Source organism: Agrobacterium sp. 22-223-1, assembly GCF_053522385.1.
This window is the reverse complement of the sequence record NZ_JBNWCN010000005.1, coordinates 23,089-38,555: the sequence shown is the minus strand read 5'-3', so window position 1 is coordinate 38,555 and position 15,467 is coordinate 23,089. Positions and strand designations below refer to the sequence as shown.

The window sequence follows — 15,467 nt, the reverse complement described above, 5'->3', positions numbered from 1 at the left end:
CATGTATCCGCGCCCCATTCCCGAAAACAAGAAACTCGCCCGTCTCGGTTACATGGCCGGCGTTCTGGCGATCCTCATCCTCTGGCTGCTGCCGCTCTTTGCCGTCATCATGACCTCCTTCCGGTCCTTCGATGATGTGATGTCCGGCAACTACTGGGGCTGGCCGACAAAGTTCAGCCTGACGGAAAATTATGTCGCGGTCTTCGAACAGACGAAAATGCTGCGCTACTTCACCAACAGCCTGATCATCACCATTCCCTCCGTCATCGCGGTGCTGATCCTGTCGACCCTCACCGGCTTCGTGCTGTCGCGCTACCGTTTCCGAGGCTCGATGGTGATCTTCGCCATCTTCGTCGGCGGCAACTTCCTGCCGCAGCAGATCATGATGATCCCGATCCGCGACCTGATGGTCTCGGCGGGCCTTTACGACACCTTCTTCGCGCTTATCCTTTTCCATGTGGCGTTCCAGACGGGCTTTGCTACGCTCTTCATGCGCAACTTCATCGCCGCCCTGCCGGACGAACTGTTCCAGGCGGCGAGAGCCGAAGGCGCATCGCCCTGGCAGACGCTGATCCACATCGTCATCCCGCTGGTGCGTCCCGCACTTGCCGCCCTTGCCATTCTGGCGTTCACCTTCATCTGGAACGACTATTTCTGGGCGTTGGTGCTGACCCAGAGCGATGCCGTCAAACCCGTCACCGCAGGTCTCTCCAACCTCAAGGGCGAATGGGTCTCGGCCTGGAACATCGTATCGGCCGCCACGATCTTCGTCGCCGTTCCGCCGGTCGTCATGTTCTTCCTCATGCAGAAACACTTCGTCTCAGGCCTGACCATGGGGGCGGTAAAGGGATGACCTCCGCTGCCCAACCCCTGTCCTCCTCCGAAACGACGACCAACAAGGACAAGATCGGCATGAAAAGCGTCGAACTTCTCAATGTCGAGAAGCACTATAGCGGCTTCCACGCGCTGAAGAACATCAACCTCACCATCGAAAAGGGCGAGTTCATCGTCATGGTCGGTCCGTCCGGCTGCGGCAAGTCCACCCTGCTCAAGACCATCGCGGGCCTTGAGACCATAAGCTCGGGCAAGCTCATCATCAATGATCGAGACGTCACCAGGGAAGAGCCCGGCGAGCGCGGTATTGCCATGGTCTTCCAATCCTATGCGCTCTACCCGCATATGACTGTCGCCGAAAACATGGGCTTCGGCCTGAAAATGGCGAAACGCCCCAAGGCGGAAATCGATGCCGCCGTGAAACGCGCCGCCGAAATCCTCAGGATCACTGAACAGCTCGACAAAAGACCGAAACAGCTTTCCGGCGGCCAGCGCCAGCGCGTGGCGATCGGACGCGCCATCACCCGTTCGCCCGAGGTCTTCCTGTTTGACGAGCCGCTCTCCAATCTCGATGCGGCGCTCCGCACCCAGATGCGCGTGGAGCTGTCCACACTTCACGCCGAGCTTGGCTCGACGATGATCTACGTGACCCACGATCAGGTCGAAGCCATGACCATGGCAAGCCGTATCGTCGTGCTCAACAGGGGCGCGATCGAACAGGTCGGCTCACCGCTGGAACTTTACGCCAATCCGGTCAATCGTTTCGTCGCCGGCTTTCTCGGTGCGCCACGCATGAATTTCTTCGAAGGCAAGGTTGCCTCAGTGAGCGAGATCGGTGTGACGGTTACGGTTCCCGGACTGCCAGATCTTCAGGTGAAGGCCCATGAAGCCTTGGGTCTCAGGGCCGGCGAGGATATTGCCATCGGCGTGCGCCCCGAGCGCCTGAATATCGATGCGAACGGTTCCGCCGAGGTTGCCTTCGATGCCCGCATCCGCCTTATCGAGCATCTTGGACGCGAAACCATCCTTCACGTCGATGCCGACCCCGTGGTCACCACCGGGTCGGATACCGGCACCCGCAATGTCACGGTGCAGCTTGGCGATGTCGTTACCTTCGCCAACGGCGAAACCGTCCGCATCGGTTTCGACCTTAGTGACACCTATTTGTTCGGCCCTGACGGAAAGACCCTGACGCCTCCCAAATCCGCCACCCGAACCTGATCAAAATCGGAGTTTTTATAGCATGAAACGGTCGAAACCCGCGCCCCTGTCGGTCTGGCGCACCCTTAACCTTGACGATTTTATGCTCGGCGTGCCGCATTATCCCGAGCATGTCGACGAAAGCTACTGGCAGCGCGACGCCGATCGCATGAAGGCGATCGGCTTCAACACCGTGCGCATGGGTGAATTCGCCTGGCATATCTGGGAGCCATACGAAGGCAAGTTCGACTTCGACCTCTTCGACCGCGCCATCGACCTTTTGGGCAAGGCGGGCATCAACACCATTCTCTGCACACCGACAGCGACCCCGCCGCGCTGGCTGACGCAGAACTATCCGGAAGTGCTGCGCGTCGACCGCAATGGCCGCCGCGCAAGCCACGGCTCGCGCCAGCATGGCGATACGACCAGCCCGGTCCTGCGGCACCATAGCCGCCGCATCACCACGGCGATGGCCGAGCACTATAGGGACAATCCCTATGTCATCGGCTGGCAGACGGACAATGAACTCAATACCACGGTTTCGGAATCCTTCTCGGATTCCGCCGCCCTCGCCTTCCGCAATTTCCTGCGGCACAAATATGAAACCATCGACGCGTTGAACTTCGCCTGGGGCGGCCATTTCTGGGCCACCGCCTATGATAATTTCGATCAGATCGTGCTGCCCTTCCCGATGGCGCCGTCCTATCTGAGCCCGGGCCACGTGCAGGACTATCACCGCTTCCTGGCGGCGGCGACCGCGGCCTTCCAGCGCGATCAGGTCGACATATTGCGCGCGACCAATGCCGACTGGTTCATCTTCCATAACCTCGGCAACCTCACCGACATCGACTTCCGAGGCCAGTTCGGCCAGGACCTTGATTTCATCGGTTTCGACATCTACCCGATGCTCTATGACGAGTTCCGCCGCACCGGCGGCCATGCCGCGACGCAGGCGCTGCAGCTGGACGTCTGCCGCAGCTATTCCGGCAACTTCATCGTTCCGGAGCAGGCCTCCGGCCTCGGCAGCCAGCCCTCCTTCACCACCATGGCGCCCGAACCGGGCGAGATGCGGCGCATGGCGCTTTCGTCCGTTGCCCGAGGTGCTGATGGCCTGATGTTCTTCCGTTGGCGTCCGGCGCATTTCGGGGCCGAGATTTACTGGATGGGCATCATCGACCATGACGATGTGCCCCGCCGCCGCTATGAGGAAGCCCGCCATTTCGCTTCCGACATCCGGAAAATCAAGGACAGGCTGCTCGGCACCTCCGTTCGCATCGATGTCGGCATCGCCGGTGCCGATTTCGACAATCAGGAAGCCCACAAGACCTACCCGATTGGCCTGCCCTCGCCACTGGAGGACGCAACCTTGTTGCACCGACACTGCTACAAACGCGGCATTTCCTGCGGCTTCATTCATCCTGAGGACGACCTAACCCACCTCAAGGTTCTCTATGTACCGCATTGGGTGATGTGGAACCAGAAATGGACGCAGAAGCTCGAAGCCTTCGCATCGAACGGCGGCATCGTCATTGTCGGCGCGATGACGGGCACCCGTGACGTCAACAACCACATCATCCGTGAGCAGGCGCCCGGCGGCGCGTTGGCAAAGCTCACCGGCATTCGGGTCGAGGAATTCGGCCGCATCACCGCCACTGGCGGCGAGGGTCTGTTCCAGCGATCCGCGCCGGAAGCCGGCCTTTATGTGCCTCCCGATCTACCCCCCTCCTCCTCCTCAGACCGCAAATACTCGCTCGAGATCGGTGGCCGCCTGATCGAGGCCGAACATCTTTATGAATTGGTAGAAATCGGTGACGATGTCGAGGTGATCGGAACCTGGGCAAACCGCTTCGCCAAGGGTCGGGCGGCGATCACATCCCGCAAGGTTGGCAAGGGTCGCGTCGTTTACGTCGCAACCTATCTCACGGAAGCTCTTGCTGCCATCCTTGAAGAGGTGGTTCTGGCGGATGCCGGCGTTGCGCCGCTGGTGGCCGATCTGCCCGCCGGCATCGAAGTGGCGATGCGGCAGGCAGCGGATCGCAAACTGCTCTTCGTCATCAATACGCTCGAAACGGAGCAAAAGATCGCCCCTCTTCCGCAAGGCAAAGATCTTCTCTCCGGCAGGCAAATGACCGCAGGCGAAACACTGGAGCCTTATGGTTGCCGCGTTATCGAACTCGTTTGATCAAGTCTGTATAATTGAGGTCGCATCGGCCCCATGACCTCCGCTTGAAAGCGGCGAAGAGATGATCTCGCCGCTTTCTTGTTTCTGCTCGGCGGCAATCTAGGGAGCCGAGCCGTTCAGCACCTCGAAATCGAAGATGCCCTGGGTCGCCAGTGCTGCGGCGCCGGAACTCCAGAAATTGTCACGCTCATCCGGGACGATCGGCGGCGGCGTGGTGAAACAGTAAACCTCAAGCGCCCGGCGCATAGGCTCAAACAGAAAATTCCCGAAGGTGACGGCCTCGCCGCCGACGATAATGATCTCCGGATCGACAATGTCGATCATCGTTCCAAGGTGCTGGCCGATGGCCTCACCGGCCTCCCTTAGGATTTCACGCGCAATGGGGTCACCCGCGAATGCTGCCGCCGTCATTGCAAAACGATCCGCCGCATCCAGACCTTTTTCCTTTCGCCAACGCTCAACAATCGCGTTCTCCGAATAAAATGCCTGCAGGCAACCGTGGCGTCCGCATTCGCAAAGCGGGCCTTGAAGCCTGTGGCGGGCATGACCCAGCTTGCCGGCCTGGCCATGGGCGCCGCGATGGACGGTGCCCTCCACCACCGTCGCGCAGCCGATGCCGACACCGATGGCAAGCGCGGCAAAGACCCTGTGTTGACGGCCAAGCCCAAAAAGATGCTGAGCCAACGCGAAGGCACGCGTGTCGTCCTCCATCCAGACCGGAACATTGACCCGCTCTCGCAGCATTTTAGCAAAGGGCACGTTTTCCCAGAAGAAACGGTGGCTCTTGATGCATATGCCGTTTTCAGCATCTATCGAACCCGGCATGGAAAAACCGATCCCGGTGATTTCTCCCGCCTTTTCAGGTGTCGATTGTTTCAGCCGTCGCACCGCGCGTTCAGCGGCATCAAGCACGGTCGCCGGCGCCGGATCGTCAAAATCGACGGTGACGGACGAAAGCGGCGCGGTTGAAAGATCCGTCAGCACGCATTCCAGCGATCCGACATTCATCTTTATTCCGATTGCGAGGTGCCCGGCATAATTGATCTCCAGAGGGACCGGGCGGCGACCGGCCGCCCCGGCCGTTGCATTACCCTCGATCAGGTACCCCTCTGACAGCAGATCGGTCGTGACAAACGTCACGGCCGCCGGGCTCAAACCGGTGGCCACAGCAATTTCAGCGCGGCTCAGCGGCCCTTCTCGTCTGACCAGATTAAGGATCAGACGCCGGTTCATCGCCCGTGTCGTTCGCTGATCTATCTTCACTCGCATGCCTCTCTTGCAGCTATCAAAACCACGTTTGAAGCGTAGATGGAGATGCGTCAACCAAATAGCGCTCAATATGCCCGTTCCGGCTGGTGAGCCACTTCAGTATTCCGGTTTCCCCTCCGCAAAGGAGTGTCAAAGAGCTATTTAGACATATGATATCCGCCAGCACTTTTTCTAAAAAGTTTAACATAGGGCTTCGTCAGTAACCCGTAGATGAGGATCATCCGTTTTAACCCGCTCCGCCTCCCGTTCGCTGATGCGCCGAGCGCTGACGCTTCACCGCCTGAGACCACATCATAACCCTTGGCCACCATCCCAGCCGACACCAACGCTTCGCCATAGCCAGGTTAACCAGATCCAGCAAATTCAAAGAGGTGCGGTTTCCCGACAATTTGCGTTCCATCATTTTCGCGCCAGCATCAGCCTGTCTTGTCCCTTGATACCGATCTTGGCGGCCACTATCAGGCCGTGGGCAACCACCAGCAACCGGATCTCCCCATTACGATATCGGCGTCGATCGACGGGAATGGTTTTCAGGCCGAGATTGGTGGCCGCAGGATGCGGCGCCGGTGGCGATGCCGGCTTGCCGCAAGATTGAAACTAAGAGCAACCGGCCCAGCCATGGGAGCACAGCGCGTTCTAGCCATCGAAGGCGACGACCGCCTGCAGCACGCTCAGCAGGTTTTCCGATTGCCGGGGATGCAAACGTTCGTTTTGGCAAACGTTTAGAGCGCGGTTTTTAGAACGTGCCGACGCCGATTGTGTGGCGCTAACACTAAACCCTCTTAAAAAAGTAGTGCCCTACACCCCACACGTCACCGCCCTCGTGCCCGAAAAGCCCCGCGGTCGCCAGGAAGAACAATCGCCATCGCCTTTCCCACAGCCGGGCGTCGGCACCATAGGTTTGCTGCAGAATGGGTCGGATACGGTCAATTTTTTTGTCGAAATTTTCGAGCCAATCGAGCGCTGTCCGACGATAGTGCGACCCTGACCAGCGCCACTCCCGCTCGACGGCGAAAAGCTGACTGAAGCGATGGGGAAGGTCGAAGGCCGGCATGATGCCGCCGGTGAAGAAGTGCCGGGCGATCCAGTCGGCAGGATTGTTGTGGTCGAAACGATAGGATCGGTCGCGGTGGTTAAACACATGCAGGAAAAACCTGCCGTCCGGCTTCAGCCACGAGTGAACACGCTCGAACAACACGCGCCAATTCGACATATGCTCGAACATTTCCACCGATACGACACGGTCGAAACGATCGCCCGTCGTGAAATCATTCATATCGGCCGTCACTACAGAAAGGTTTGAAAACCCCCGTTCTCGGGCACGACCGATTATATATTCGCGCTGCGACACGGAGTTCGAGACTGACGTGATGCGCGCATTTGGGAAACGGCCAGCCATATAGAGGGATAACGAACCCCATCCGCAACCGAGTTCCAGAATATCCATGCCGTCCTCAAGGGCGGCATGGGCCGAGGTCTTGGCCAAAGCAATATTTTCAGCTTCATCCAGCGTCGTCGTGGCATCGTCATAATAACAGCAGGAATATTTGCGCTGCTCTCCCAGAACGAGCGCAAAAAATGCCGCTGGCACTTCATAATGCTGTTTGTTTGCATCGTCGGTATGGCTGGCGACGGGAAACTTCACCATATCCGCCGCGAAAGCCTCTTCCGCATCCGCTGTAATGGCGGCAAGCCGCCGCTTCGTCCGTGCGCAGAGCATATCTATTCCGGCGAGCGTCACGCTGTCGCTGAGCGGCGCGCGCTCGGCGGCGTTGATGGCGAGTGCGAGCATGTTCATGGCCTGTCCTCGTTCTTGCGCGGCCCCGGAAAAAAGGCATTGACGCGTTGTTGAAGGGCGTGGAATTTTTCCCCGCGCGATTGGAGCATATGGTCTTCAAGCGGCGGAATGCCGGAGACATGGACAAGCAGCCAGTACATCATCGCCGGTGCGGCGAGCGATACCCATGACAATGCCGGCCCCTGAATGGCCAGCAGCGGAAAACCGCACCAGAAAAGCCATTCGAAAAAATAGTTGGGATGGCGGGAATAACGCCACAGCCCGGTTTCGCAGACACTGTTTTTTGCCGCTGCGGTCTTTCTGAATTTCCAGAGCTGGGCGTCGGAGAGCGCTTCGCCTGCCAGCGCGCCAAGGGCAACCACCATGGCGATAACGTCAACCATACGCGGAAACACATGGGTGTTGCTTGCCGCAAGATAGACCGCAAGAACGAGCACGAAAGCGGCGATTGCCTGTATCTGCAGGAAGATGAATAGCCGCAGGGCGGCAGCGCTCCCCCACTGCTCCATAAGCTTTGCATAGCGGGGATCTTCCCCGCCTCCTCGCGTGCGCATGCCGATATGGCCGGCAAGCCGCAGGGACCAGACAACGACCAGGAAAAGTACAGCACCGCGCCGCCAGCCGTCTCCGCCGGCGAAAACAACAGCGAAAATTCCGCCAAGCCCGACACTCCCAGCCCAGACCGTGTCGATCCAGCCGCTTGAGCCGGTTGCTCTCTGCAACGCCCAAGCGCCCGCCATCAGAAGCGACATGAGAATGGCAAGCGTCAGGACTACAGAAAACATCACTAATTCGCTCGCCATTTTGAATGGTTTGAGGTCGGGTTTCGTGATGGCAAATACGAGCGGACCCGCAAAATAGTTTCAGGCGCCGGACAAAATTTCAAAAAATCGGTGCGCCGGTGAAACTGATCGGGCGGCCTCCTCGTACATGTCGCAGTCCCCAAGACTGGATTGGCAGTGCTATAGCGAGGAAAAATGGTCGACACCGAAGCGAAAAAAGAACAAAGCCACCGCATCGCCGTCGTCGGAACGGGAATTTCCGGTTTGTCAGCGGCCTGGCTTTTGTCGCAACGACACGATGTAACTGTTTTCGAAGCGGCTGACCGCATCGGAGGCCACACCAATACGGTGACGTTCAGCACGGACCATGGACAAGTCCATGTCGATACCGGATTCATTGTCTATAACGAGCAGACCTATCCCAATCTCACCGCGCTTTTCCAGCAACTGGGCGTGGCGACCGCAGCTTCGAACATGTCTTTCGCCGTTTCTCTGAATGATGGCGGTTTCGAATATTCCGGTGGAACGGGCCCTGGCCTGCTGGCCCAGAAGTCCAACATCCTGAGGCCACGTTTCTGGGCGATGCTTGCGGACCTTTTGCGCTTTTACCGCAATGCCCCACGCGACCTGCATTTGATGGGCGATCTGTCTCTCGACGAATATCTCTCCCGCAACCGGTATGGTTCAGCGTTCCGCGACGATCATCTTTACCCCATGGCTGCGGCCATCTGGTCCACGCCGGCCATGGAGGTCGGTCGTTATCCGGCGGCGCATTTCATCAAATTCTGCCGCAATCACGGCCTGCTGTTGCTGCGCAATCGACCGGTCTGGCGCACAGTCGTCGGTGGCTCGCGCGAATATGTGAAACGCATCACGGCACCGTTTGCGGATCGAATTCTCCTCTCGACGCCGGTGAAGCGCATCCACCGCCTGCCGGAGGGCGTCGAAATCACCACTGCGGACGGCAAAGCCGTGCGCTTCGATGATGTGGTGATCGCAACTCATGCGGATCAGGCGCTGGACATGCTCGCGGATGCAACACGCGCCGAACGGCGCATTCTTGGCGCTTTTGCCTACACCCAAAACCGCGCCGTGCTTCACACCGACAGCCGTTTCATGCCGCGCCGCCGCGCTGCCTGGTCAAGCTGGAACTATGTGGCCGACACGCGCATTAAAACGAGCCTGCCGAGCATTACCTACTGGATGAACAGGCTTCAGCCGCTGGGCGAAATCCCGGACATTTTCGTAACGCTGAATCCGGCGCGGGAACCGGATCAAGGAAAAATCATCGCCGAGGAAACCTATCACCATCCGGTTTTTGACGCTGGCACCGAACAGATGCGTCAGGAGCTATGGGCCTTGCAGGGTCTGCGAAACACCTGGTTCTGCGGCGCTTATTTCGGATCCGGTTTTCATGAAGATGGTCTTCAGGCCGGCCTTGCCGTCGCCGAAGATCTTGGCGGCGTATCCCGTCCATGGAAGGTTGCCGACGACAATGGCCGGATCATCCGCCTGGATTTGGCGACGATTGCGACAGACACGGAAATCATGGAGGCGATGGCATGACGCCTCCCCTCACCTCGGCGCTTTTTCCCGGCCATGTAACGCATGCGCGCTTCAAGCCGAAAACCCATAAGCTCGCCTACCGGATTTATTCGCTGCTCCTCGACCTCGATGAGTTGAACGTGCTCGACCGGAAATTGCGATTTTTCTCCGTAGACCGGTTCAACCTGTTCTCGTTTCACAGCAGGGACCGCGGCAACCGCAGCGCCATCGGGCTGCGCCAACAGATCGAGGCAGCCATGACGGCGGCAGGCATGGCAGTGGACGGAGGGCCGATACGTCTGCTCACCATGCCGCGCGTACTCGGCTGGGCCTTCAACCCACTCAGTGTCTTCTTCTGCTACGGGCGCGACTTGTCGCTCAAAGCTATCCTCTGGGAGGTGGACAACACGTTTGGCGAGAGACACTCATACCTGATCCCGGTGGAAGCCGGCAAATCGACCGAGATCGTCCAGCGATGCGACAAGGCCTTTTATGTCTCTCCATTCATGGACATGGATCTCCACTATGTTTTCCGCGTCGCGCCGCCCGGCGACAGGCTGAAAATCGTCATCGATACTTTCGACAATGACAGCCTGGTCCTGACGGCGCGGCATCTGGCCCGGCGTGTCGAATTGACGGACGGTGCGCTTCTGAAAGCTTTCTTCGCAATTCCCCTCCTGACGCTCAAGGTCATTCTGGGCATTCATTGGGAGGCCCTGAAAATTTGGCTGAAAGGCGTGCAGCTCAGAAAACGGCCGCTGCCGCCTGCCGGTCCAGTCTCCTTCCGTCATCCTTCATCGTCGCAAATCGAGGCCAAAATTCATGACCCCGTTTGACAATCTCACGGAATTATCGGCGAAGAATACGCGCCTGAACGACCGCATCAGCCCAGGCATGTGGCTTATCAACCGGCTGTTGAGTAATATCGACAGGGGAAGATTACATATCATTCTTCCCGGCGGCGGCGTCATTGAAAAATCAGGCGCAACGAATGGCAGCGAGGCAATCCTTGTCCTGCATAGCTGGCGGGCGATCCGGCGGATGCTGCTAAACGGCGACATCGGCTTTGCCGAGGGTTTCATCGAAGGCGACTGGACCACACCAGATCTGACGGCGCTGATCCGCTTTGCGGCCCAAAATCGCGAGGCGTTCGCAAGGTCAATGCGCGGCAGCCTGCCGATGCGCCTTCTCAACCGCACTGCGCACGGGTTGAATGCCAATACCAGACGCGGCAGCCGCCGCAATATCGAAGCGCATTATGATCTCGGCAACGAGTTTTACCGGCAGTGGCTTGATCCCTCTATGCTGTATTCGTCGGCGATTTTCGACGACATGGCGTCTACGCTCGAGGCCGCCCAACTGAAAAAACTGGAACGTATCGTCGATAAACTGAAATTGAGCGGCGGCGAAAACATATTGGAGATCGGCTGCGGCTGGGGCGCACTCGCCATTCACCTTGCCACGCAGGCCAAAGCCAACGTCACCGGCATCACTCTCTCCCCCTCCCAGTTAAAATGGGCAAAAAATGCAGCGGAAAAAGCCGACAGTATAGACCGCATCGATCTGAGGCTGCAGGATTACCGCGACCTGAACGGCCAATTCGACAGGATTGTCTCCGTCGAAATGTTCGAAGCAGTCGGCGAGGCCTATTGGCCGAGCTATTTCGAAACGCTGAAAAGATGCCTGAAACCGGGCGGCAGTGCGGTGCTGCAAATCATTTCGATTGAAGAAAGCCGCTTCGATACATATCGGCGTAAGGCGGATTTCATCCAGAAATACGTCTTTCCCGGCGGCTTTCTGCCCTCAAATGCCGCGCTCGAAAAGGCGGTCGGCAAAACCGGCCTGAAGCTCACCGATAAGGAACTTTTCGGCCAGTCCTACGCGCTCACGCTCGCCGAATGGCGCCAGCGTTTTCATGCGCGGTGGCAGACGATTTCCCTGCTCGGCTTCGATGACCGCTTTCGACGGCTTTGGGATTATTACCTTTGCTATTGCGAGGCAGGCTTTGCCGAGGGGAGCATAAACGTCGGCTTCTATACGATCGAACACAGATAAGGCGGGACCAAACTGCGGAGAGAGACAATGATGATAAACGGATTGACGGTTGCTTCCGTCCTATGGCCACTGCTGGTCGCGTCCAACGCGACGGCGGCCGATATCGACGGCAACTGGTCGCGCGGAGACGGCAAGGCGAAAGTACTGATCGCGCCCTGCGGTGAAAATATCTGTGCCACAAACACCTGGATCAAGCCGGGCACTCCGAAGGAAAAGGCCGGGGACCGGCTGATCATGGACATAAAGCAGACAGAGGCAGGTAGCTATTCCGGCACCGCTTTCGACCCCCAGCGGGATAAATCCTACAGGATAACAGTGACAATAAACGGCAACGGCATGACCACGAAAGGCTGTATCGTCGCCGGTCTGCTGTGCAAGGGCATAAACTGGACAAGGATCGACTAGCCACATCTCCACGTTGCTTCGACCCACATCGCCGCTTCCTTATCGATGCCCTTCAAAGGAAAACATCAATGAAAACCTATTTCGCAGCCTACCTTTTTACCCTCGTCGCCTTTCTGGTGATTGATTTCATCTGGTTGAGCACGATGGCGTCACGTCTTTACCGCCCGGCCATCGGCGATCTTCTGGCAGAAAACTTCCGGCTTGCTCCGGCGATTGTCTTTTACCTCATCTATGCCGCCAGCCTGACCTTTCTTGCGGTTCGCCCGGCCTTTCAGACAGGGGAATGGACGACCGCGCTGCTTTATGGCGCAGTGGTCGGCTTCATGGCCTATGCCACTTACGACCTGACCAATCAGGCGACGTTGAAAAGCTGGTCCACGACCCTGACCGTCGCCGATCTTCTATGGGGAACCTTCGTCTCCGCGGCAGCGGCTACAATCGGCTATCTCATCACGGTGCGGCTGATCGGCCCGCTGGAAAATCCGACGGGCCTATGATGATGACATCCCCTCTTACCGGCCGCTTAAGTCCGATAACCCTGCATCCCAGTCGTTGCCAGGTTCGCAGCATGAGCATGCATCTCTTGTCTTCCTGCGAAAGACGACCCTATAAAGGAGGCGCAGCAAGGAAGGTTCGAATGCAGGGCACAGAGATCGCAGGCCTTATCAACCGCGTCGGCATGGGTGATCGTTCAGCATTCGTCTCGCTTTATCAGGCAACCAGTCCGAAGCTTTTCGCGATCTGCCTGAAAATTCTGCATGACAGAACGGAAGCCGAGGAGGCGCTGCAGGAAATCTATATCAAGGTATGGCAGCGGGCGCGAACATTTGCCGCCAGCGCCGGCAAACCCGCCACATGGCTTGCCGCCATTGCCCGCAACCATGCAATAGACACGATCCGCGCGCGCAAGCCCATAACCGACGACATTGAGGAAGCCTACGATCTTGCCGACGAGAGCGTCCGCGATCCTGAGCAGCAGATCGTTCTCGCCGATGAAGGCCGCAGGATCGAAGACTGCATGCGCGAGCTTGAGACCGTACACGCACAGGCAGTGCGCCGGGCCTATGTCGAGGGCTTGAGCTATCTCGAACTCGCCGAAGAATTGCGCGTGCCGCTCAACACGGTCAGAACCTGGCTACGACGCAGTCTTCTCAAACTCAGAGAGTGCATGCAGCGATGACGACGGGCGAACAGAGCGGCGGCAAGCATTCGCGCGACGACATCCTCGCCGGTGAATATGTTCTGGGCGTCCTGCCGCTCGAAAAGCGTCGTGAACTGGAACGACGCATGCAGGACGATGAGGCCTTCGCACAGCTGGTGCAGCGTTGGGAGGCGGAATTTTCCGACTTCAATGCCGATTACCAGGAGCAGGCACCGAGCGCCACTGTTCTTGCGCGTATCGAAGAACGCCTGTTCGGCAGCAGGACCGTCAATACCAATGGCAGTCTCTGGAATTCCGCGTCCTTCTGGCGCTGGATCTCTGTTGCCACCAGCGCAGCCGCCGTGGCCGCCATCGTTTACGCCGCCTTCCCCGAAAAGTGGCAGGGCGCCACCCCGCTGGTAGCCGAACTTGCAACGACCGACAGCCAGGTTAATCTCCTCGCCTCCTACGATGCGGAATCCGGACGGATGCGCATTGTGCCTGTCGCAACCGGCAAGACCGACGAAAAATCGCTGGAACTGTGGCTGGTGATGGAAGGCGGCAAGACCCGCTCGCTCGGCGTCTTTCAGCCCGGCACGAATGGCGATCTTATAATCCCCGCAGACATGCGCAACAGCATCACCGAAGGCACCACCTTCGCGATCAGTGTCGAACCTTTCGGCGGCTCGCCGACTGGTCAGGCAACCGGCCCTGTTATCGCCGTCGGCACGGCGCGATGGGGATGAAGGTCTAACGCTTCCCGATTTCGAGGCGAGTCCCGATGAACGCGTCACGATACGAGATGGGTCGTAACGGTCAGTCTCCGAAGCCGACGATGCCCTTGATTTCGGTGAACTCGTGCAGACCGAACTTGCCATATTCCCGACCGTTGCCCGACTGCTTGTAGCCGCCGAAGGGGGCGGCCCCATCCCAGGCGGAGCTGTTGAGGCGCACTATGCCGGTTCTGAGCCGTCGTGCGAAGGCACGCGCCTCCTCGGGTGCACCCTGAATATAGGATGCCAGCCCATAGGGCGTGTCGTTGGCGATATCCGCCGCCTCGTCCTCGCTGCCATAACCGAGAATGGCAAGCACAGGCCCGAAAATCTCTTCACGCGCGATCGTCATGTCGTTCGTAACGCGCGCAAAGACTGTCGGCCGTATATAATAGCCGCTGTTCAGATGCGCTGGCCGGTCGAGCCCGCCGGCAACGAGCTCCGCCCCTTCCTCCATTCCCTTGCGGATGAGGCTCTGGATCTTGTCGAATTGCGTTTTGCTGGCAACCGGCCCGATATCCGTTTCGGCATCGCCGGGTGTACCGACACGGACCGATTCCGCCGCCGCACGGGCGATGCCAATCACCCGGTCCATTTGCTCCGCAGGGACGAGAAGACGGGTCGGCGCATTGCAGGACTGGCCGGAATTGGCAAAGCACCTGCTCACGCCGGCGCGCACGGCAGCGTCGAGGTCAGCGCTTCGGAGCACTATATTGGGCGATTTGCCGCCCAGTTCCTGATGCACGCGCTTCACAGTCGGGGCCGCCGCCTGTGCGACCGAAATGCCGGCGCGTGTCGAGCCGGTGAAGGAAACCATGTCGATATCGGGATGGCTCGCCAGTACCGCACCCACGGTCGGGCCGTCACCATTGACAAGGTTGAACACGCCGTTGGGAACACCGGCCTCGTGCAGAATTTCGGCGAAAAGTATGGCGTTGAGGGGCGCGATTTCCGAGGGTTTCAGCACCATGGTGCAGCCGGTGGCAAGCGCCGGGGCGACTTTGCAGGCGATCTGGTTGATCGGCCAGTTCCACGGCGTGATCATGCCGACGACACCAATCGGTTCATGGACGATGCGGGTCGTACCCCGCATGTATTCGAACGGAAAATCACGCATGGCGCGGATCGTCTGCTCGAAATGCGCCACGCCGATACCCGCCTGCTCATCCCGCGACATTTTTCGAGGAGCCCCCATCTCATGAGAGATCACGTCGCCTATCTCGTTCTGCCGACGTTTCAATATCTCAAGAATGCGCTCAAGCAGGCCGAGGCGCTCTTCCCGCGTCGTCTGCGAAAAGCTAGCAAAGGCGCGGCGCGCGGCGGCGATGGCGCGCTCGGCATCCGCCGCCGATCCCATGGCTATCTCCGCGAAAGGCTCTTCGGTGGCGGGGTCGACGACGGATAGACGCTGGCCGCCGAGCGGATCGACCCATGCGCCATCGATGTAGAATTTGAGATAGTTGTCCATATCCGTCTCCAATGA

Annotated in this window: 14 protein-coding genes and 1 pseudogene; 10 read left to right on the top strand and 5 right to left on the bottom strand. The window is 58.8% G+C overall.

What is annotated here, in order from left to right:
- Position 1: 1 nt before the first annotated feature.
- The 3 genes from ACQZ60_RS19490 to ACQZ60_RS19480 are packed head-to-tail and all read left to right on the top strand — an operon-like array spanning position 2 to position 4,216.
- Positions 2–853: a carbohydrate ABC transporter permease gene (locus ACQZ60_RS19490; RefSeq protein ID WP_020812750.1), complete on the top strand. Its 852-nt coding sequence runs from the start codon at positions 2–4 to the stop codon at positions 851–853.
- 59 nt (positions 854–912) lie between these two features.
- Positions 913–2,055: an ABC transporter ATP-binding protein gene (locus ACQZ60_RS19485; RefSeq protein ID WP_031234426.1), complete on the top strand. Its 1,143-nt coding sequence runs from the start codon at positions 913–915 to the stop codon at positions 2,053–2,055.
- Positions 2,056–2,077: 22 nt separating this feature from the next.
- Positions 2,078–4,216 carry a beta-galactosidase gene (locus tag ACQZ60_RS19480; RefSeq protein WP_020812752.1) on the top strand — a complete coding sequence of 713 codons (2,139 nt, stop codon included), beginning with the start codon at positions 2,078–2,080 and terminating at the stop codon, positions 4,214–4,216.
- Between the two features lie 99 nt (positions 4,217–4,315).
- On the opposite strand, the gene ACQZ60_RS19475 is transcribed toward ACQZ60_RS19480, so the two are convergent.
- The 4 genes and pseudogenes from ACQZ60_RS19475 to ACQZ60_RS19460 form a co-directional block, all read right to left on the bottom strand.
- Positions 4,316–5,485: an ROK family transcriptional regulator gene (locus ACQZ60_RS19475; RefSeq protein ID WP_031234427.1), complete on the bottom strand. Its 1,170-nt coding sequence runs from the start codon at positions 5,483–5,485 to the stop codon at positions 4,316–4,318.
- A 287-nt stretch (positions 5,486–5,772) separates the two neighbouring features.
- Positions 5,773–6,178, bottom strand: a pseudogene (locus ACQZ60_RS19470) (DUF1612 domain-containing protein); the annotation flags it as partial.
- Positions 6,179–6,257: 79 nt separating this feature from the next.
- Positions 6,258–7,283 (bottom strand): SAM-dependent methyltransferase, encoded by a 1,026-nt coding sequence (locus ACQZ60_RS19465; RefSeq protein WP_020812755.1) that lies wholly within the window; start codon positions 7,281–7,283, stop codon positions 6,258–6,260.
- Complete coding sequence (locus ACQZ60_RS19460) at positions 7,280–8,068, bottom strand: DUF1295 domain-containing protein (RefSeq protein WP_448735924.1); 789 nt, start codon at positions 8,066–8,068, stop codon at positions 7,280–7,282. Before ACQZ60_RS19460 ends, ACQZ60_RS19465 begins: the two co-directional genes overlap by 4 nt.
- A 192-nt stretch (positions 8,069–8,260) precedes the next feature.
- Here ACQZ60_RS19460 and ACQZ60_RS19455 point away from each other — a divergent pair, with 192 nt between their 5' ends.
- From ACQZ60_RS19455 to ACQZ60_RS19425, 7 genes are all read left to right on the top strand, one after another.
- Complete coding sequence (locus ACQZ60_RS19455) at positions 8,261–9,631, top strand: NAD(P)/FAD-dependent oxidoreductase (RefSeq protein ID WP_448735923.1); 1,371 nt, start codon at positions 8,261–8,263, stop codon at positions 9,629–9,631.
- The gene (locus ACQZ60_RS19450; RefSeq protein ID WP_020812757.1) at positions 9,628–10,446 is read left to right on the top strand and encodes a DUF1365 domain-containing protein; all 819 of its coding nucleotides are present in this window, start codon (positions 9,628–9,630) and stop codon (positions 10,444–10,446) included. Before ACQZ60_RS19455 ends, ACQZ60_RS19450 begins: the two co-directional genes overlap by 4 nt.
- Entirely contained in the window at positions 10,433–11,665 is a 1,233-nt protein-coding gene (locus ACQZ60_RS19445) for a class I SAM-dependent methyltransferase (RefSeq protein WP_448735922.1), read from the top strand. Before ACQZ60_RS19450 ends, ACQZ60_RS19445 begins: the two co-directional genes overlap by 14 nt.
- 27 nt (positions 11,666–11,692) lie before the next feature.
- On the top strand, positions 11,693–12,070 hold the full coding sequence (locus ACQZ60_RS19440) for a DUF2147 domain-containing protein (protein WP_269828650.1): 378 nt from the start codon (positions 11,693–11,695) through the stop codon (positions 12,068–12,070).
- A gap of 68 nt (positions 12,071–12,138) precedes the next feature.
- Positions 12,139–12,567, top strand: coding sequence for a DUF2177 family protein (locus ACQZ60_RS19435; RefSeq protein ID WP_448735921.1), 429 nt, complete (start codon positions 12,139–12,141; stop codon positions 12,565–12,567).
- A gap of 140 nt (positions 12,568–12,707) precedes the next feature.
- Positions 12,708–13,250, top strand: coding sequence for a sigma-70 family RNA polymerase sigma factor (locus tag ACQZ60_RS19430; RefSeq protein WP_269828648.1), 543 nt, complete (start codon positions 12,708–12,710; stop codon positions 13,248–13,250).
- Positions 13,247–13,957, top strand: a complete 711-nt coding sequence (locus tag ACQZ60_RS19425; RefSeq protein WP_448735920.1) for an anti-sigma factor — start codon at positions 13,247–13,249, stop codon at positions 13,955–13,957. The genes ACQZ60_RS19430 and ACQZ60_RS19425 overlap by 4 nt, the downstream gene beginning before the upstream one ends.
- Positions 13,958–14,027: 70 nt before the next feature.
- On the opposite strand, the gene ACQZ60_RS19420 is transcribed toward ACQZ60_RS19425, so the two are convergent.
- Positions 14,028–15,452 (bottom strand): aldehyde dehydrogenase family protein, encoded by a 1,425-nt coding sequence (locus ACQZ60_RS19420; protein ID WP_448735919.1) that lies wholly within the window; start codon positions 15,450–15,452, stop codon positions 14,028–14,030.
- Positions 15,453–15,467: the final 15 nt, after the last annotated feature.